The sequence below is a fragment of the Nostoc sp. FACHB-110 genome (assembly GCF_014697425.1).
Classification (GTDB): domain Bacteria; phylum Cyanobacteriota; class Cyanobacteriia; order Cyanobacteriales; family Nostocaceae; genus Nostoc_B.
The window spans coordinates 22,053-40,073 of the sequence record NZ_JACJRU010000016.1 but is presented as its reverse complement, the minus strand read 5'-3'; the positions used below and the strand labels follow the sequence as shown (position 1 = coordinate 40,073).

19 protein-coding genes are annotated in these 18,021 nt (G+C 38.1%); 7 read left to right on the top strand and 12 right to left on the bottom strand.

The genetic code is table 11. The annotated features are described in order from the left end of the window. The first annotated feature begins 969 nt into the window (after positions 1 to 969). Positions 970 to 1,443, top strand: a complete 474-nt coding sequence (locus tag H6G69_RS16450; RefSeq protein ID WP_190689167.1) for a TspO/MBR family protein — start codon at positions 970 to 972, stop codon at positions 1,441 to 1,443. 178 nt (positions 1,444 to 1,621) lie between these two features. Further along, positions 1,622 to 2,095 (top strand): TspO/MBR family protein, encoded by a 474-nt coding sequence (locus H6G69_RS16445; protein ID WP_190689165.1) that lies wholly within the window; start codon positions 1,622 to 1,624, stop codon positions 2,093 to 2,095. A 115-nt stretch (positions 2,096 to 2,210) separates the two neighbouring features. On the opposite strand, the gene H6G69_RS16440 is transcribed toward H6G69_RS16445, so the two are convergent. The 4 genes from H6G69_RS16440 to H6G69_RS16425 all read right to left on the bottom strand — a co-directional run bounded on the left by H6G69_RS16440 (position 2,211) and on the right by H6G69_RS16425 (position 5,669). Then, on the bottom strand, positions 2,211 to 2,387 hold the full coding sequence (locus H6G69_RS16440; protein WP_190689162.1) for a hypothetical protein: 177 nt from the start codon (positions 2,385 to 2,387) through the stop codon (positions 2,211 to 2,213). A 3-nt stretch (positions 2,388 to 2,390) separates the two neighbouring features. Continuing rightward, on the bottom strand, positions 2,391 to 3,332 hold the full coding sequence (locus tag H6G69_RS16435; protein WP_190689159.1) for an SPFH domain-containing protein: 942 nt from the start codon (positions 3,330 to 3,332) through the stop codon (positions 2,391 to 2,393). Positions 3,333 to 3,428: 96 nt separating this feature from the next. Then, entirely contained in the window at positions 3,429 to 4,136 is a 708-nt protein-coding gene (locus H6G69_RS16430) for a M15 family metallopeptidase (RefSeq protein ID WP_190689157.1), read from the bottom strand. A gap of 330 nt (positions 4,137 to 4,466) precedes the next feature. Next, positions 4,467 to 5,669: a hypothetical protein gene (locus H6G69_RS16425; RefSeq protein WP_190689154.1), complete on the bottom strand. Its 1,203-nt coding sequence runs from the start codon at positions 5,667 to 5,669 to the stop codon at positions 4,467 to 4,469. A gap of 383 nt (positions 5,670 to 6,052) precedes the next feature. On the opposite strand from H6G69_RS16425, the gene H6G69_RS16420 reads away from it, so the two are divergent. Continuing rightward, positions 6,053 to 6,673 carry a CP12 domain-containing protein gene (locus H6G69_RS16420; RefSeq protein WP_190689152.1) on the top strand — a complete coding sequence of 207 codons (621 nt, stop codon included), beginning with the start codon at positions 6,053 to 6,055 and terminating at the stop codon, positions 6,671 to 6,673. Positions 6,674 to 6,743: 70 nt separating this feature from the next. On the opposite strand, the gene gatC is transcribed toward H6G69_RS16420, so the two are convergent. The 3 genes from gatC to H6G69_RS16405 all read right to left on the bottom strand — a co-directional run bounded on the left by gatC (position 6,744) and on the right by H6G69_RS16405 (position 8,497). After that, positions 6,744 to 7,037: an Asp-tRNA(Asn)/Glu-tRNA(Gln) amidotransferase subunit GatC gene (gene gatC, locus H6G69_RS16415; protein ID WP_190689140.1), complete on the bottom strand. Its 294-nt coding sequence runs from the start codon at positions 7,035 to 7,037 to the stop codon at positions 6,744 to 6,746. 151 nt (positions 7,038 to 7,188) lie between these two features. After that, the gene (locus H6G69_RS16410; protein WP_190689137.1) at positions 7,189 to 7,710 is read right to left on the bottom strand and encodes a photosystem I assembly protein Ycf3; all 522 of its coding nucleotides are present in this window, start codon (positions 7,708 to 7,710) and stop codon (positions 7,189 to 7,191) included. 106 nt (positions 7,711 to 7,816) lie between these two features. Next, positions 7,817 to 8,497 (bottom strand): SOS response-associated peptidase, encoded by a 681-nt coding sequence (locus H6G69_RS16405; RefSeq protein ID WP_190689134.1) that lies wholly within the window; start codon positions 8,495 to 8,497, stop codon positions 7,817 to 7,819. A gap of 212 nt (positions 8,498 to 8,709) precedes the next feature. Between H6G69_RS16405 and H6G69_RS16400 the strand changes: the two genes are divergently transcribed. Beyond that, positions 8,710 to 9,342, top strand: coding sequence for a glutathione S-transferase family protein (locus H6G69_RS16400; protein ID WP_190689131.1), 633 nt, complete (start codon positions 8,710 to 8,712; stop codon positions 9,340 to 9,342). 352 nt (positions 9,343 to 9,694) lie between these two features. On the opposite strand, the gene H6G69_RS16395 is transcribed toward H6G69_RS16400, so the two are convergent. From H6G69_RS16395 to H6G69_RS16375, 5 genes are all read right to left on the bottom strand, one after another. Continuing rightward, positions 9,695 to 12,115 carry a hypothetical protein gene (locus H6G69_RS16395; protein WP_190689127.1) on the bottom strand — a complete coding sequence of 807 codons (2,421 nt, stop codon included), beginning with the start codon at positions 12,113 to 12,115 and terminating at the stop codon, positions 9,695 to 9,697. Positions 12,116 to 12,313: 198 nt separating this feature from the next. Continuing rightward, positions 12,314 to 12,538 (bottom strand): DUF167 domain-containing protein, encoded by a 225-nt coding sequence (locus H6G69_RS16390; RefSeq protein WP_190689124.1) that lies wholly within the window; start codon positions 12,536 to 12,538, stop codon positions 12,314 to 12,316. After that, positions 12,516 to 12,932, bottom strand: a complete 417-nt coding sequence (locus tag H6G69_RS16385) for a DUF2809 domain-containing protein (protein ID WP_190689121.1) — start codon at positions 12,930 to 12,932, stop codon at positions 12,516 to 12,518. Before H6G69_RS16385 ends, H6G69_RS16390 begins: the two co-directional genes overlap by 23 nt. A gap of 60 nt (positions 12,933 to 12,992) precedes the next feature. Further along, positions 12,993 to 13,544 carry a DUF2231 domain-containing protein gene (locus tag H6G69_RS16380; protein WP_190689118.1) on the bottom strand — a complete coding sequence of 184 codons (552 nt, stop codon included), beginning with the start codon at positions 13,542 to 13,544 and terminating at the stop codon, positions 12,993 to 12,995. A gap of 26 nt (positions 13,545 to 13,570) precedes the next feature. Further along, positions 13,571 to 14,311 (bottom strand): DUF2993 domain-containing protein, encoded by a 741-nt coding sequence (locus H6G69_RS16375; protein ID WP_190689115.1) that lies wholly within the window; start codon positions 14,309 to 14,311, stop codon positions 13,571 to 13,573. 358 nt (positions 14,312 to 14,669) lie between these two features. Here H6G69_RS16375 and H6G69_RS16370 point away from each other — a divergent pair, with 358 nt between their 5' ends. The 3 genes from H6G69_RS16370 (at position 14,670) to H6G69_RS16360 (ending at position 17,909) form a co-directional block, all read left to right on the top strand. Continuing rightward, entirely contained in the window at positions 14,670 to 15,725 is a 1,056-nt protein-coding gene (locus tag H6G69_RS16370; RefSeq protein ID WP_190689112.1) for a hemerythrin domain-containing protein, read from the top strand. 500 nt (positions 15,726 to 16,225) lie between these two features. Continuing rightward, positions 16,226 to 17,035, top strand: a complete 810-nt coding sequence (locus H6G69_RS16365; RefSeq protein ID WP_190689101.1) for a TPM domain-containing protein — start codon at positions 16,226 to 16,228, stop codon at positions 17,033 to 17,035. A gap of 244 nt (positions 17,036 to 17,279) precedes the next feature. Beyond that, positions 17,280 to 17,909, top strand: coding sequence for a precorrin-8X methylmutase (locus tag H6G69_RS16360; protein ID WP_190689099.1), 630 nt, complete (start codon positions 17,280 to 17,282; stop codon positions 17,907 to 17,909). The last annotated feature ends 112 nt before the right edge of the window (positions 17,910 to 18,021 follow it).

Below are 18,021 nucleotides of genomic sequence, written 5' to 3'. Positions count from 1 at the left end.
AATGGAGAATAGGAAAGAAGATTGATCTGGATGTAATGATTTTTTTCATAAATCAAATAGAGTCTTATAGATAAGTATTAATTAATACTGTTACTGACATAAGATGGCGGTAATTAAATTCTTTGTTAGTAAAATGCTATCAACTACTGCTAAAACCTAAATCAGTAATTACTTTGAAGTTAAGCTATTGTTTTATCAATTTTCTACGAAGATAAATTTTATAAATTAGTAGTGTTTTATTTCTAACTTATGGAAGATGCAATACAGTAAAAAATGTGATTCAATCTAGTGATTCTTGTTTTTAAATGAATTTAAATATCTTTAATCGTGTTTTACTAATCAAATTAACTGTTGTGTTAATAGCATACTTCAAGGTGTAAAACTTTAAAAAAGATTGAAATATCTTTGATATGTATGATGAATATTTAAAGGTGCTTTATCTAGCAAAAATGAGCAAGTTATACCCTTGATATGGAAAAATTGGTGTTGCTGATTACAGGGATAATTTTTGTCGGGCTACGCCCCGCTAACGCTAACGCGCAGAGGCAAGGCAGCGCGTTGGGCGGCTCTGCCGACTTGTTCGCTGAAAGCGTTCCCGCAGGGTAGCGACTGCCGCGCAAAGGCGCAAAGAGCAAGATTTTTAAAGTTGGAATTTTATGATTTCATCCCGCATTTATGCAACGCCGAAAAATTAGACGAATGGGTGAACAGAAAAAGTTATTTGGTTCAGTAATTTCGTGAATTAATATAAGTAGAAAAATCAAACGGTATGGCTATATTGACTATTGCAGAATCAGATTGACAAATATCAGAATTAAGTCGCACATCGCGTTATATAAATCATAAATATCTCTGACTGAAATGAAGTTATCAGACTCAGGGGTGATGAGTAATTCTGAACTAAATTGAGAAAATCAGACTATAAATGGTGATATTTCCGGGATAGGCAGAATTACAAGGAATAAAAGGATGATTAAATCTTGGATGGTAATTGGGGGTGTAGCCATATTAGTAGCTTTGGGTGCTAATTTAATTCAACCTAGCGATCGCCAATGGTTCAAACGCTTACAAAGGCCGAGATGGCTAACCTTTGAAGCGGCAATTCCGATTATCTGGACTGTGATTTTTATTTGTGGTGGCTGGTCGGCTTATATTGTCTGGGAACGTAACCCAAGTACAACATCCACATGGCTATTGATGAGTTTATACTTAATTTTAGAAATTGCGATTATTGCCTATACGCCTGTGATGTTTCGCCTGCAGAGCCTTCAGGCAGGCACAATAATTGGTGGTGCAGGTTTTATTATTGGACTGATATTAACGCTGGCTGTATTACCTGTTTCTGGTTGGGCGGCATTGTTACTTGTACCTTTTTTACTTTGGAGTCCTATTGGTACTTATACAACTTGGCAGATGATGAGTCTTAATCCTCAAGATGTTTAAGTATCAAACCTGCGATTGATTTCACCCCTACCTGATATTGTCAAAATGGCAGGTAAAGCAGGTAATAGGGTAACAGGTGATAGAGCTAAAAGCTGTGTTTTATCTATGTTTTCTCATCTGTTGATGTCCTCAAATCTGCAATGGCTATAAGATGTGACATCACCAAAAGGGTAAAAACATGATTTCATCTGGTGTAATCATTGGCGCGATCGCTTTGTTAATTGCCTTTGGTAGTTTTTTTATCACACCGCGTGATGTGAAATGGTTCGCTCATTTAAGCCGCCCACAATGGCTAGTTTTTGAACCTCTGATCCCCTTTATTTGGACGGCAATTTTTATTTGCGGCGCGATTTCGGCTAATATTGTCTGGCAAAATAACCCCGGAAGTTTGATTACTTGGTTGCTGATGGGTTTATACCTGTTCGTAGAAATTATCACCATTGCCTACATCCCACTGATGCTGAGATTCCGCAGTTTGAAAGTTGGCGAAACTCTGGGATTAGTTGGGTTAGTTTCAGCCCTTGTTTTGGCTGTATGTGTTATTCCAATTTCACTACTAGCAACTGTATTGCTGATTCCCTATTTGGTTTGGAGTCCAATCGGCACGTTAACTACAGATGAACTAAAACAACTTAATCCCGAAGATGCTTAATAATAGGGAGTTGGGAATGGAGTTGTTTCCATTGAATACAAGTATATTTATCAGCTTAATACCTTTGCCAAAATAAGAGTATGAGTAAGACTCATTTATAAAATACAAATTTTTCTTACTCTTGCTCTGATTGCCCCTTATCTTGTTTCCAGCGTCCTGCCTTCTTCACAGCCTCGGTTAACAAATACTCAATCTGTGCATTTACACTTCTGAGTTCATCTGCTGACCATTTCTCGACTGTCTCGTAAAGTTTCTCATCCAGACGTAACAAAAATCGTTTTTTTTGTCCCATTTTTTAGTTATAAAGCGTTCCAGCATTGATAACGGGTTGGGCAGTTTGCTCAGAGGTGAGGACAACCAACAGGTTATTAATCATAGAAGCTTTGCGCTCGTCATCCAAATTGACCATTTGTTCAGTCGCCAGACGATTCAACGCTTCATTCACCATCCCGACTGCACCTTCAACAATCTGCCGTCGCGCATCAATTAGAGCTTTTGCTTGCTGTCGTCGCAGCATAACTTGAGCGATTTCTGGTGCATAGGCAAGATGCGACAGCCGTGCTTCAATTACTTCTACACCCGTTACTTCCAAACGAGCTTGGAGTTCTTTTTGCAGGGCGTGAGCGATTTCATCAGGAATTCCCCGGAGCGAAGGAGTATTTGTTTCATCTGAACTGTCGTAGGGATAGCGAATAGCTAAAGACCGAATAGCAGTTTCACTTTGAATAGCGACAAATTCAGAGTAATCATCGACGGCAAACTTTGACTTAGCGGAATCAAAAACCTGCCAAACAACAACCGCCGCAATTTCAATTGGGCTACCTTCTGCATCATTAACTTTAATGATTTTACTGTTGAAGTTGCGAACCCGTAACGAAATCTTTTGCTTGCTCACAAAGGGATTTGTCCACCAGAAGCCAGAAGAGCGCACGCTGCCCACGTATTTTCCAAACAGTACCAACACCACCGCTTGATTAGGCTCAACACTAAAGAAGCCCGACAGCGACGGGATAATAACAACCAAGAGCGTTGCAGCTAACCAAGCAACAAGCTCGGCAACGCTATCTTCACCACCGATAAAATCAGTAACTTTCAAGCCTCTTGCAAGTACAGCTTCTAACCCTTGCACACTAGACACTAGATACCACCCGCCAATTAGTATCAATGCCACTACTACAGCCAACATGATGAAGCCGTTGACCTTGAACGCAGGAAATTCCTTAATTTTTTGTTCCATAGGTTTTCTCAGCCCAATTTTATATCATTATGATATCATCATAGTATCAAAAATCAGGCTATTTAAATCATCAAAGAAAGCTGACTCAGCACTTTGTTAGAGAATTCGACCATAACGGGCTGTAAAGTTATTAGCTGGATTTGCTTGATTATTCAGCCACGCCCACATTTGGTCTCCAAAACAAAAATGCCACCACTCTTTAGGATTGCGTTGAAAGCCAGCTTTTAACATGACATCATTTAATAGCTGACGATTGGTATGATAATGTTGTGCTTGTGGATGGGGATGATTGATATAGTAATTAGGATGCGATCGCTCTGACAACTCATCAATAGGCGAACCCATATCTACGACTAAACCTGCATCATCAACTAACGTCACATCCACTGCTGCCCCTGTACTGTGAGGCGGCGGAGTTTTTTCATCCAGACTCGGAACTGCCCAAATTTGGTAAACCGCCTCCCAAATTTCTTGACGTTGAATTGCTGATAATTCCGCTTCAGTCAGTCCTCGCTCTTTTACAGCTGTGGCAAAGCTATAATCCACCATAAACTGCTGCACATTCACCGGGCGATATCCATCAAAAATTTGAATCAGCCAATTAGGATGCACAGACTCCAAGTAATTTTGAGCTTGGATTAAATTTTCCACGACAGTCTGACGAAGAAAATAAGGAGAATATTCGCCATAAGTAGCACCCAATTTTTCATAAGGATGGGGCGATTCCACCGCAAATAATTCCAAAGGAATTGCTACTAAAGATTCACCGCATTCAACAATGGGGATATGGTGATAAGGTCTCATAATAATTTTGGATGTTAAATTTCAGATTTTAAATTATATAGAATCTAAAATCATTTGTGAGAGACAAAATACCCGACCTAAAAAAAGTCGGGTATCTCAACACCCTAAATTGTGTGCAATAAGATAAAATCCCTAAGTAAGTAAACAAAATTAATTACTCAACATCGTTTTTCTATTTGTTAAAAACCCATTCACCCATACACACTTGCACTCTGAAACTATTCTTATAGGACTTACGCAAAAAAACTCTCAAACTCTTATTTCTCCGTGAACTCTGCGTCTCTGTGGTTCGATTTTCCGTAGGCTGTGCGTAAGTCCTGTCTTAAAAGACTAATAACCATAGGGTTTATTTTGCACTCCACCAGTGTTAGGAGATGAATAGCCACTTCCTTGAACACCAGTGGTAGACTGTGCGGGAACGGAAAAACTAGACTGTGGTATTTGATTTCTGAAATACCCATAGTTTGAGTTTGTATAACTGGCTGGAGTTGGAGGCGTAAGTTGATTTGGACTAATTACTGGATAGGAAGGTGGGGCTGAGTAGGTTTGAGTATTAGTTGGTACAGATGAAGTAACAGGTTGTGTAATAGTTGTTGACGGTACTTGGTTAGGTAATGACTGAACAGAATTTACACCGTTGTAAGAACTCAGTGAAGTATTAGGTACAGTTGGCTGAATATAGCCTGTAATATTATTTAAATTTGGATTTGTATTAGGTACAAAATTCTGGTTATTAGTAGATAAATTTTGTTGAACTCCGTTATAAGAAGTTTGCCCAACAGAATTACCCAAAACTGAAGTCGTACTATTATTAGATAAATTTTGCGGAATTCCGTTATAGGAATTTTGCCCTAAAGTATTATTAGAATTCACAGCACCGCCGTTTAAAGTAGACAGTGATTGATTGGCTGGTTGTTGCAGTATTGATGTTGAAGCACTAATTGAAGTGTAAGGAGTTTTGGGAGTTTGATTAACTCCAACACCTACAGTTTCCGAGTTGGTTGTGATTCCTTGGGGCTGTGATGAGTTAGCAGAAAGCTGAGTGTTATTATTGAGTGTGCCGAAGCGTAGAAGATTTTCGGTTTGGGTGATGAAGGGATTGTTATCATCTGTTAAAGATGAGTTATTACTGCTTGGTACACTAGGAGTCAGTGCTGAATTTTTTGCAGATTTTTGTTGATTAATTAAAGTTTGTAATAGATTTTTACCTTGATTTGCTTTGGAGTTGTCTTTAGGCGGAAGAATGGTAATGGGCCCAGTGGCTTTTTCCACATCATTATAAAGTACTGGTAAGTTATCAATATCTGCTGCGATCGCTTTTTCTTCTTCTGACAAAGAATCACTAGTATTGTTAACTGTGGCTGTGCTGTTGTGTTTGTAGGTAAACGCATCTGGGTTAGTCCAGTATTCTCGAATTACCAACCCTAGCACTGATAAAAAAATAGCCGTTCCCCAAAAAGCAGGCTTGCTAAAATTCAATAACCTGGCTTTGAGGTAACGTAAGTAGGCAGGTGGATAACGATGATTTGACATAGCTAAGTCACAAAATTTACTAGTAGATAGTTTCCCTGAGAGCAAACTTACAGCAAGCACAAGTTATGTAGTGCTTTAGCTTGACTATTACCAAGTGTTTTAGCCGCAGTTTAGATAGTATTGCGATCATCCTAGCCTGATTACGGTGAAACATGAAGTATAAAATAGAAAATTTCATACTTAGTGCTGCGCACTTGATATTTCAACATGATTATGCTGATATTTTAGCTTCGGTCACTTTCGATAACATCACAAATTGAAACCTGCTCTAACTTATTGTTGTAGCGAATTAGGAAATAGGGAATAGGAAATGGGGCGTAGGGAACTTCTACCGCTTCTGTTTCCGCCCCTTCAGCCCTGCTATTCACCAGGAGACTACAGCAATGATGAAAGCTGAAGATATCATGACCAAGGATGTGATTACCATTCGCGGTTCAGCAACTGTGGCCCAAGCAGTTCGGCTGCTGAAGGAAAAAAACTTGCGTGCCTTGGTTGTGGATCGTCGCTATGAGAATGATGCCTATGGTATGGTTAGCGAAACAGATATTGTCTATAAGGTAATAGCTTACGGTAAAGATCCCAAGCAAGTGCGGGTTTATGAAATTATGAGTAAACCCTGTATTGTTGTCAATCCTGAATTGAGTGTGGAATATGTAGCGCGGTTATTCGCCAACACAGGTATCCGCAGAGCGCCAGTCATTCAAGGTAAGCTGTTAGGCATTATCTCAATTACTGATATTTTGACCAAAAGTAATTTTGTCGAAGCCCCAACCGCACCGAGGTTAGAGGAAAAAATTCAAAAAGCCGTTGAAGCCGCCCGTGCTATTTGTACTCAGCATGGAGCTTATTCTAAAGCCTGTGCTGCTGCTTGGGATGAAGTGGAAGAATTACAAGCAGAAGCCGCCCATCAAAAAGCTGAAGGTATGGTTTCCGCTAAAGGTTCCTTTGAAGAATACTGTCGGGAAAATCCCAATGCGCCCGAATGCCGCAAATATAATCCTTAAAGTTATTAAGTATGAAGGCTGAAGTCTGAAACTTATTTTTCACACTTCATACTTCATACTTCATACTTTTCTACTCTTCGCTATTCAGGATTTTGGGGACTTTGAAAAATTCCCCTTCTTGTTCCGGCGCACTGCTGAGAATAGCATCTCGCTCAGGATAAGGTTGTAACTCATCCTCACGTGTCACATTGCTTACATCAATTGCTCGTGTAGTTGGTGGCACATCACTAACATCTAATTCACTCAGCTGTTCCACATAATCTAAAATGTTGCCTAGCTGGGTGGTAAATTGCTCTTCTTCTTCTGGTGTCAATTCCAACCGAGCAAGAAGGGCTACTTTATGAACTTGGTCGCGGTCAATCATGGTTTAGTTATAAATCAAAAGTCAAAAGTCAAAGGTCAAAAGTCTCTTGTTTTTGCTCGTTGTTATATTATTAGCAATTAACTATTGACTTTTGACCCCTTGGTTGAAGTTCCTACGTTGCTAACTTCCCTACGTACTGGCTCACTATTGACTAAAAGAATACGTCAATTTGCATCCGCCCTGTGGTTTTGAGCCAGTTTTGAGCTTCAATGTAGTTATTCGGAGCCATACGAATTGCTCTAATCCAGTAGTCTGCGGCTTGGTCAAACAAGGCTTCACCACCGTCATGATCCCCAGCTTCTTTGGCTTTTTCGCCTTGGTAATGATAAATCACGGCGATATTATTCAAAGCTTGGGGGATGCGTGGGTTGATTTCAATTGCTTTGTGATAAAGTTCTAAAGCTTTCTGATGATCACCATTACTGGCGTAAATTAGCCCCATATTGTAGAAAATATAACTGCGATCGTTGGGGTCTTCTTCTAGGGTTAGGGCTTCTTCATAATATTCCAATGCTTCGGCATATTCCCCTTCTGCTTGTGCCGACATTCCATCTCGGTAATAAACAAATGCTTCTTTAGCTTTTTTGTTAGTTGGCAGAATCTTCAGAATGATATCCGCCATCACTGTAAAAGATTTGTCAATAAAGTTATCGTTTTTTTGTGTTCTTGGCATAACTGCCTCTAGGGTTGTACAGCTACTAGCTCGAAAGACGCTCGCGGGAAATACAGCGTTTTTTAGTTGGGTGCTGACTTAGCACTTCCAACGCAGCACTCAATAGTTAATTTAACTGATTTAGGGGGACAATACATTCTGGACTGTTATGTTGGGGCTTGTTGACCAAATTACTCACGGGGTAGGCTGTCATTGCTTCAGCAGGGTAAGGATCTAATAGTGGCTGAAGTTTTTCTGGGGTTTGCACTTGAGTATCTAGCCACAAATCGTAATCTTCAGGAGCTAGAATTACTGGCATACGCTCATGGATTGGTTCTAGCAATTCGTTAGCTGTTGTTGTCAAAATTGTACAGGAGGCGATTTCTTCTCCTTGCGGTGAGTGCCAGATATCCCACAACCCAGCAAAGCCAAAGGGTTGACCATCTTGAAGCCGAAAATAAAAGGGTTGCTTTTTAGTTTGTTGCTTTTGCCACTCATAAAAGCCATCAGCTATGACTAAACAGCGTCGGCGTTTGAATGATGCTCGAAAAGCAGGTTTTTCTGCAACTGTTTCGGCTCTGGCGTTAATTAGCTTTACTCCCATTTTTGCATCTTTGGCCCAACTAGGAATCAAGCCCCAGTGTAAAGGCTGAAATTCATATTGCTGACTGGTGGGGTTTTGTAGCACTGTTGGCACTATTTGTGTAGGTGCAATGTTATATTGTGCAGCTACATCAGGAATCTCTTGGAGATGGAAAGCTTGAGCTATGGCAGCTGCTGACTGATTTAAAGTGTATCTTCCACACATATTTTTTATCTACCCCTGGGAATTAAATTAAACATTTCAACTGCATAAATACTAGAAGTAATTAATGTTTTGTTTTTTATTTTTTCAGATAAATCTAGTTTGTATGAAGATGGCTCAAAGGTGAATAATTATCCTGTTTTGAGGGAATATTTTAGTAAGATATTGTATTTTAGAGCCTCATTTCTTTTACCACTCTTCATCACATTTTTGGCATGGAAACGCTACGTTTGTACGATTTTTTACCCTCTGGCAACGGTTATAAGATACGTCTTTTATTATCACAAATGGGTATTCCCTATGAAAGAATCGAGGTGAATATCTTAAAGGGAGAAAGTAGGACAGCAGAATTCTTAAGTAAAAATCCTAATGGGAAGATACCTGTTTTAGAAGTTGAGCCAGGTAAATACTTAAGCGAATCAAATGCTATATTAATCTATCTCAGTGAATACACAGAATTCTTGCCTTACGATCGCTTGTTAAAAGCGCAGGTTTTTCAATGGTTATTTTTTGAACAATATAGCCATGAACCTTATATTGCTACATCCAGATTTTGGATGTCTATTTTAGGCAAGGCAGAAGAATATCATACTGCTTTAGCGCAAAAGCGGGAACCAGGTTATGCTGCCCTAAAAGTAATGGAAGAGCATCTACAATCTAGATTATATTTTGTAGGCGATCGCTATACTATTGCTGATATTGCTTTGTTCGCTTATACCCATGTAGCCGATGAAGGTGGTTTTGATTTATCCAAGTTTCCGGCTATCCAAAAATGGATAGAACGCATCAAAGCTCAACCAGGGTATATAAATATTAGCCAAGAGCCGATTCCCCAAGATGCAGAATAATAAATCTAGCAGTAAACAGTAATCAGTAAAAAGCATGAACGTTTTATATGATATGCCTTTATAAGGCGTTAATGCACTAACTAACATATCTGATGACCAGATATAGTAATTTTATTTGATTTGTAAAAATTGATAACTTCAAATCCCTGACTTCTTAAAAAAGTTGGGGATATAGCAATCCTAAATAAATTACAAACAAATTTACTCCCTACTCCTTGCCTCAAGCAGTACTTTAAGAATCAAATAGGATTGCTATATATTTATTGACAAAGTTGATTCGTACATCATTAGTATAGGTGTTTTGATGGCGATAACCCTATAATTCGCGTCTTGTTAAAATTTTTCCCAAATATTAGTCTAAATCATCATCTTCTAAATCATCTAAATCATTATCTTCTAAATCATCTAAATCATCATCTTCTAAATCATCATCTTCTAAATCATCATCTTCTAAATCATCATCTTCTAAATCATCTAAATCATCATCTTCTAAATCATCATCTTCTAAATCATCTAAATCATCATCTTCTAAATCATTATCTTCTAAATCATCTAAATCATCATCTTCTAAATCATCATCTTCTAGATATAATTTTTGATTGCGTTTTTTCTCAAGTTCAGAAAAGCATTTATCACTGCAATAGTAACAGTCATCTTTAGGGCAAATCAGGCGACCACATCTTGAACAATTTTTATGTAGACCAATAACAAGAGGAGAAAATCCACATTTTCCTTTCCCCTCTACCCATCCACCGCAATAAGCTAAAATAGTCGTTAACAATCTTTCTGATTCTGACCGTTTGGCTTGTAGTAATCCTCTACCATTAAACTTAAAAATTTTAAACTCAGACAATCTTGCTTTGTTTCGATGTTTCCACAGGATGTCTAAAGTATCAATAAGACTGTCTATTATATGCAAAGGGTCATAAATTTTTAAAGGATACAATATTTTTTTATAAACTTCAGGAGTAAAATCATTACTTTTGTAAGCTAGCATAGATAAAAAATGTTTTAGCAATGCAAGAAATAGATATGGTAGCGAAAGGTAATCTACAGGTATTTCCGTTAATAAATTTATAAAACTAGCTTGCCATTTAGGAAAATCAGCAAGCCATTTCTGTGGTAACTTGCGTCTAGCAGTTATGAACAAAGGCAGAGGATTTTCATCGTCTACCAATGATATATATTCCCAGTCCGGAATATGCTCTTTTTGCAATGCTCGAAACTTTTTTGCTATTTCATGCTGTTGAATATAGAAACGTTGATTATAATCAAATACCCAAGGTGGTAAATATCTTTTAGGATCAAAATCTCTAGACACATCAATACTAAAAAAGTTATCGCTAAAAACATTTTCTAAATTTTCTAATTTTCTTTTATTAAATTCGCCCAAAACTTTAGGAGACTCAACAGAAAAACGAGGTGTTTGGTCTCCTATCATGTATTGTATTTGAAGATAAGGAGATAAAACACCAACTATTATCACATCAAAACCGCGCTCTATTTTAAAAGCAGGAACACAAAATTCAGAATATAGTTCAGAGTTAACGGAATTGCGAGTATTCTTGACATCAATTAAGTATTTTGAATTTAATCGAATATCTGCTTTTCGCCAATATTGGCTTTCTTGTGTAATTTGATGAATAGAAATATCTTCTGTTGCAAAATTTAAGGATTTAAAATATTGGATGACTAACTTCTCTGCACCGCGAGCAGAAATCATTTGAGCTTCCTTAAATGAATCACAAGTAGGATTCCATTCTCGTATTAATTTCTTATCTGTTTTATCTAAATTATATAACTTATGCCAAGTTGAAGTGATAGCTTCACTATAAGGATAGTCAGAATCGTTGAACTGAGAGACTAGATCAAAAAAAACTTTATATTGATTTTTTATATACTGTTTTTGATATTCAATCGGAGCAAGATTCCATAGAAAATCTTTATATTTTAATTTTTCTTGGAGATATTTAATTTGGCTCCAATAAATTTTACGTTCTGAACTATTAGATTCTTCTAATTTTATTAAAACTTCATTTAATAGTTCTTGCTTTAACGAAGAATCTACTATATCAAGATATTTATTGATATAGCTGCTATATGATTCTAAATCATATAAGCTAAGAAGATTCCTAAATGCAGAAGAAGAAACAATCATATTGGGTACTTCTTTCAAATATATACCCAATAATTCTTTTTTTTGGTATTTATTTATGAGATTTATTTTATTTATTATTAATTTAACCGACTCTTCATTTGAAAGATTATGAATATATTGACCTAAAAAAATCTTAAAAACATTGTAGTTATTACTATCAATACATTGATTTATAATATTAATATCAGTGGTTTTGTTATCTACTTTTTGTAGATTAATAGTATTTAAATCCTTATATTTGTAATTGTGGCGAATTCCAAAATAAACAATATCTCCTAAATTTATAACTTCATTAGATATAAAATTTATATCAGAATATCCTTCACATTTAATATATCCGCGTCCTTTTTTAACAGTATCAACAATACCAATACAAGTTTTTAACTCAACGTTAATGGCTCGCTGACGTTCTGTATCAATATCAAATTGAACATAAACTCCTTTTCCTTTACTTCCTTCAATTAGTTCTTGCAAATCTTGCGGTACATCATCTCGATGCACATAAATACCTTCTTCAGAATTATTATTTTCAATAGGAATTATAAATCCGTAGTTATTAACTTTCTGATTTTTATTATTGATTCCACCAAACCAATCAATTTTACCTATAACCATAATTGATAAAGTATTTAATTACAAAGGTTTTTGATGTTACCAAGTATAATTGTTTTCAATAATACCATTACTTAAAGCCACACCTCTAGTATATGTTATGTAACTTAAAATACACAAAAACATTAGGTAGGTTCATTTAGTTGAAGGTTTATAGAAATGAGATTCTTGATGGAGATTCAACAGAGCCAAGAATAAATATTAGATATCCTCAATTTCAACCAATTTTTGTCGAGAAGTTAAACCTGATTTAATTGTTATACAAGATTTTGGTACATCATATTTATCAGCCAATAGTCTAATTAATTCTTCATTCGCTTTACCATCTACTGGTGGCGATTTGAGATTGACAATCAAACTCCCATCAACTTCTTCAGTAATTTTTTGTTGTTTGGAATTAGGTTTAACTTTGACTCTTTTTTGCATTGCCTATTTCCCATAGTTTTTGTAGCCACAACCAACCTAAAATACTACCTATTACATAATAAAGAAAATCCCACCAAGAAAAAGTAGTACCTAATAGTAATTTACCGATTAATGTGGCACGTATCGCTTCTAGTAATGGCGGATGCCAAAGTTGGAGAAATTCTACTATACAAGTAATGACAAAAACCCAAATAGGAATTTGTACTAAGACTTGGCGACTATTGAAAAACCAAAAGCCAAACAAACACCAAAATATTTCGTAAAATATTGCCGCGCCGGAGTCGTTAAACCAAGCCCGACCTGGGCCAGGGTAATATTTAAACAAAAAGCCCATCGCAGTGACGATGAGCAAAGACATGACTATTAATATTTTGAAATTCCGGTTGTGGCGCATTTTCTCAAAGCTGGAGACTAAACAAGATTTTAGCCTTGGTGTCTCTAGTATCCAAGAAAATTATGGATATCTTTTGCTGCCAGCCCCAACTACACCAATTTTGTGGCGATAGGAAAGTTCTGCACCAAACCAGCCAGAAGCACTAGTTAGTGTACCAACTACCAGAGATATTAATAATCCCCAAGGTAAGATGCGTGCATCAGCGTCGCCTATACGGAGGAGAAAGTTTACCAAGGTTAAAACTAGGATAGAAACATTGAGAATGAGATGCACCCAGCCAGCATTACGCTTACGGACTCGCTCAATTCTCAAAAAGTCGCTCATCCCAATAGCGGCTGCAATTAAGCCACCCCCCAGCCCAAGTCCAATTAACCAGATAGAAGCCCGCGCCCAGAAGAAATCACGAGTTAACCAATAACCAAAATCGCTACCCAAGGCTGCGGCTAAAAAAGCTATGGGAAATATGACGCTGAGAGGATGTAAGGGGTGTCCGGCGATCGCTACTGTACTAGGTACACCTGTATCACGATACTCTCTATCGTCACTTTCAATAATTGGGGGAATATTTGGAAAAGGAGTAGAAGCTGATGATGTGGTTTCTGTAGTTTCCATAGTGTCCATGATTTAGTATTTACTGTTTATGCAGAGGGAATTTGTTCGACATACGCTTCTGCTTGCAGCGTGAGTTTTCCCGGTGCTACTTCTAGTTGTTTAACTCGCAGGCTCATACCTTCTAAATCGAAGTTGCTGAGATTTAAAATTTCACTGGTTTGGTCAACTAAAGCTTTTGTCAACTCAGGCGATATTTCTTCACCTTCGCCATATTCGACATTCTCTAAAGAAACAGATTGTCCGTTAGCATTTACCTTCGGAATTGCTGTAAAAGCAATTTGTTGAGTTTCACCTGTTTCCTTTAATTTAATACCTGCATTTAGCCCGATTTTCTGATTCTCTAATAAGCGAAATTCAATATCTTGAGGTTCTATGTTTGTGGTTTTGCCATTAATATGTACTGACTGATGTTGAAGTTGCGATCGCACATAATCTGAATTAAAAGCGAGGTTGATATCACTTTCTGTCAGAACTACTTTCGCACTGGCTTGTGTAGGTTTAGTCAACTCAATTTTGCCAAAAGCTACACTTAAAGGATTAATCGCCACATTACCCATCTGCATTTCAATTTTGTCCATGCGGAGGTCTTGCTGTATGACTAAACCTTCGCCTGCAATTTTGACTGAATCTACTTGTCCCTGAACAAGTTTGAGCGGGTCAGTTTGAATATCAATATCTAAATTTTCTACTTCATCTAATTGGCTAGTTACTCCTATTTCTGCGGCTTTATTGAGAGCCTGCTCTCCTAGTCCAGGACTTTCTGGCATTGATTTTTAACTCCTGTTTGACAGTGCCAATTTTCGATTTAGTATGTTTGATTTTGGCTGATTTTGAGAATTCAATCCCCACCGCCAGGGGAGCCTCACAAATCGGAAAACCAAAATTTTTGGCTATCTTTGGTCAATCTAGGAAATTAATTTTAAAAAGTTATCTATCTAGCGATGGAGGGAAATTTTCTAGCTTATATATCCAAAAGTGTAATTAGAAAAAATTATATGTAAAAAATTGCTTTTCTACCCATAGAAAAGCAACTGATCGCTCAAAAGTAAGAGGAAAAATCATTAAGCCCTGTGACAAGCTGTTCTTAGTAATAAATACGATTACTTTTTCGAGGAGAACTTCAAAATGGTATCAACACTAGATGATACAAAGCGTAATGCTATTGCTGCTAAATTGGCAGGAATCAAATTGCTTCAACAGTTGCTTATTGAGAATGAACAGCAGTTTTTGAAAGAAACTACTGACAGCGAAATCTCGAAGCGTTTCCAAGATTTTCTCGAAGACGATCGCAAAAATTTAGGTATCATTGAAACTGTAATTGTGCAGTATGGCATTCAGCAAGAGCCAAAACAAACAGTTAAAGACTTAGTAGACCAAGCTCGCAAATTAATCCAAGGTTCGGAACTGAGTTTTTACGAAAAAGTATCTCAGCACGAATTATTAAAACATCAACAAGTTCTTAGTGGTTTGTTGGTACACAAGGCAGCCCAAAAAGTAGGTGCTGATGTGCTAGTAGCAATTGGCCCTATCAACCCCGTAAACTTTGAAAACCGCGCTCACCAAGAGCAACTCAAAGGTATTTTAGAAATTCTCGGTGTACGCGAACTAACCGGACAAGATGCTGACCAAGGTCTGTGGGCTAGAGTTCAAGATGCAGTAGCAGCATTAAGTGGTGCAGTTGGTAGTGCTGTTACCCAAAACTCTGATAAACAAGATATGAACATCCAAGACGTGATTCGCTTGGATCATAACAAAGTAAACATCTTGTTTACAGAATTGCTACAAAGCAACAATGCTCAAAAGATTCAAGAATACTTCGGTCAAATCTACAAAGACCTCACCGCTCATGCTGAAGCGGAAGAGGAAGTCGTTTACCCCAAAGTTCGTTCCTTCTACGGTGAAGGCGATACCCAAGAACTCTATGATGAACAAGCCCAAATGAAGCGCCTGTTAGATGAAATCAAGGCCATTGACCCGTCTTCATCTCAATTCAAAGATAGAATCAAAAACCTGATGGAAATCGTTGGCGACCATGTTCGTCAAGAAGAAAGCACCTTGTTTGCTGCTATCCGCAACAACTTGAACACTGACCAAAGCGAGCAACTAGCGACAGAATTTAAAGCAGCTAAAGCCAAAATTCAACAAAAACTAGGTGGAACTGCAACTGGCGCAGGTGTGTAATTTAAAATTCTCCTCGCAAATAACTGACTTGATGTAAAAAACTCCTCAGGGAAAATGCTGTACTTATCTTTTCCCTGGCTTCATTTCCTCCAGTCGGATAAATATACCGGGTAATGCTCAATCAAAAAGAGGATAGGTATCTTAACCGTCCTCTTTTTTGTTCAATGTGCAAAATTATGTGTAATGTTAACCTGATTACTTTCACTGATATTCAAAAATTGTAATTTTAAAGAGCGATCGCTCCTGATATCGTTTCCAGTTAAAGACTGATCATCAAAGCCGCTCCACCAAGCAAGACACTCATTACTTAATTTTTCCTAAAACCACACCCGCCCCAACAGATGCAATCAATACACTTCATCTCGAACCTCACCGCCAGTACTTTCCTTAGACCCTAAGATTAGAGTAAAGTAAACAAGTGTAAAGAAGTATCACTTTTCTCTCTTAGTTTTTAAAACAACTTGTTCACTTCTACTGTTGATATTTGTATAAAAACATCCATGCAGTCTAGTTTTTGGCGACGAATTCTGGTATCTTTCGCGGTATTTTTCTTAGCTGGGTCAATTTGGATAGGGCATCCCTCTTCAGCACTGGCTTATGACAACCCTGATTTACTACCTAACTTTCAAACCCCAGTAGTAGATTTAGCCAAATCTCTCACCGACATTCAAGAAGAAAAGCTGGTTTCAGATTTAAAGCAATTTGAAACTGACACTGGCTGGAAATTGCGCGTATTAACCCAATACGATCGCACTCCCGGCCGGGCAGTGATTAATTATTGGGGTTTAGATGATAAAAGCATTTTGCTAGTTGCTGATTCTCGTGGCGGTAATATTCTCAGCTTTAGTGTCGGCGACGCAGTTTATGAACTTTTACCCCGCACCTTTTGGATAGAATTACAAACTCGCTTTGGTAACTTGTACTTTGTGCGCGAACAAGGCGAAGACCAAGCAATTTTACAAGCTCTTAACTCAGTTAAAGGCTGCTTACTTAAAGGTGGTTGTACTGTTGTACCTGGACTACCCAGGGAACAGTGGATTCTCACCCTGATTACCTCAGTGATTGGTGGAATTATTTGTGGCTTTGCAGCTCAACCCCGTAACGACAAACAAATTTTTGCTTGGCAATGGGCATTAATTTTTTCTCCACTGTGGGGAATTTTATTTATTGCCTTCGGGATTGGGCCTGTAGTTACCCGCACTAGCGATTGGCTGCCTTTAGTTCGGAATATTTCTGGATTTTTCATTGGGGCTTTAGTCGCTTATCTATCTCCTGTATTCAGTCGTCCTTCTTCTAGGGCAGAGTTATAAGTGCTGATGGTTGTAGTCAAGGGTTGAGGGGTGTAAGGGTGTAGGGGTGTATGTTTTTAAAACTCTGACACCCAGCCTCAAGAACAACCTTGCGCTTCAGCCTGTTGCTTTGCTGAAGTAGTATTCCTACTCACTACTCCCGACTCCCAACTCCCACCCTAGGTTACTATCTTTGACTACAACTTGGTATCAGCACTCTCTGAAGCTGATAAGCTGAAAGCTGGTATATCAGCGTTTAACAGTGATGGAATGGCACGTAACGGATGCTCAAAGTTTAGCAATCATCGATAGTGAAATTGGCGATCATGTCTTTTCACCCGCAGAGTATGAAATTGTCCGGCGGGTGGTTTATGCCACAGCTGACTTTGAATATAAGTCTTTAATTCGCTTTTCGGAACACGCTTTGCAAGCTGGGGCTGCGGCGTTAGCAGCACGTACCACGATTGTGGTAGATGTGCCGATGGTGCAGGTAGGTATAGCCTACGACATTCAAAATACCTTTGCTAACCCGGTGTATTGCAGTATGGAAACTGTGACACGTCCGCAAAAGGAAAAAACTTTGGCAGCTTGGGGAATTGAAACTTTAGCCAAGCGTTACCCAGAGGGAATTTTTGTGGTTGGTCAAGCGCAAACAGCACTAACAGCACTAATTGATTTAATTGAAGCAGAGGAAATTTTACCAGCGTTAATTATTGCTACACCTGTAGGATTTGTAGACTTAGATACTGCTAAAAATCGCTTGCAAGATTCTTTAGTGCCTCACATCACAATTGACAGCCGCAAGGGAAATGCAGTTGTAGCAGCTGCCATTGTTGATGGTTTAGTAGATTTAGCTTGGCAAGCTTACGGCCAGAATGCGAATCGGGGAAGTTAAATGAAGTATGAAGTATGAAGTATGAAGTATGTAGACGCGCTTTGCGCGGCTTCCCGTTCGCGTAGCGTCTCCCTTGGGGAGAAGGGTAGTATGAAGTATGAAATTTCCGACT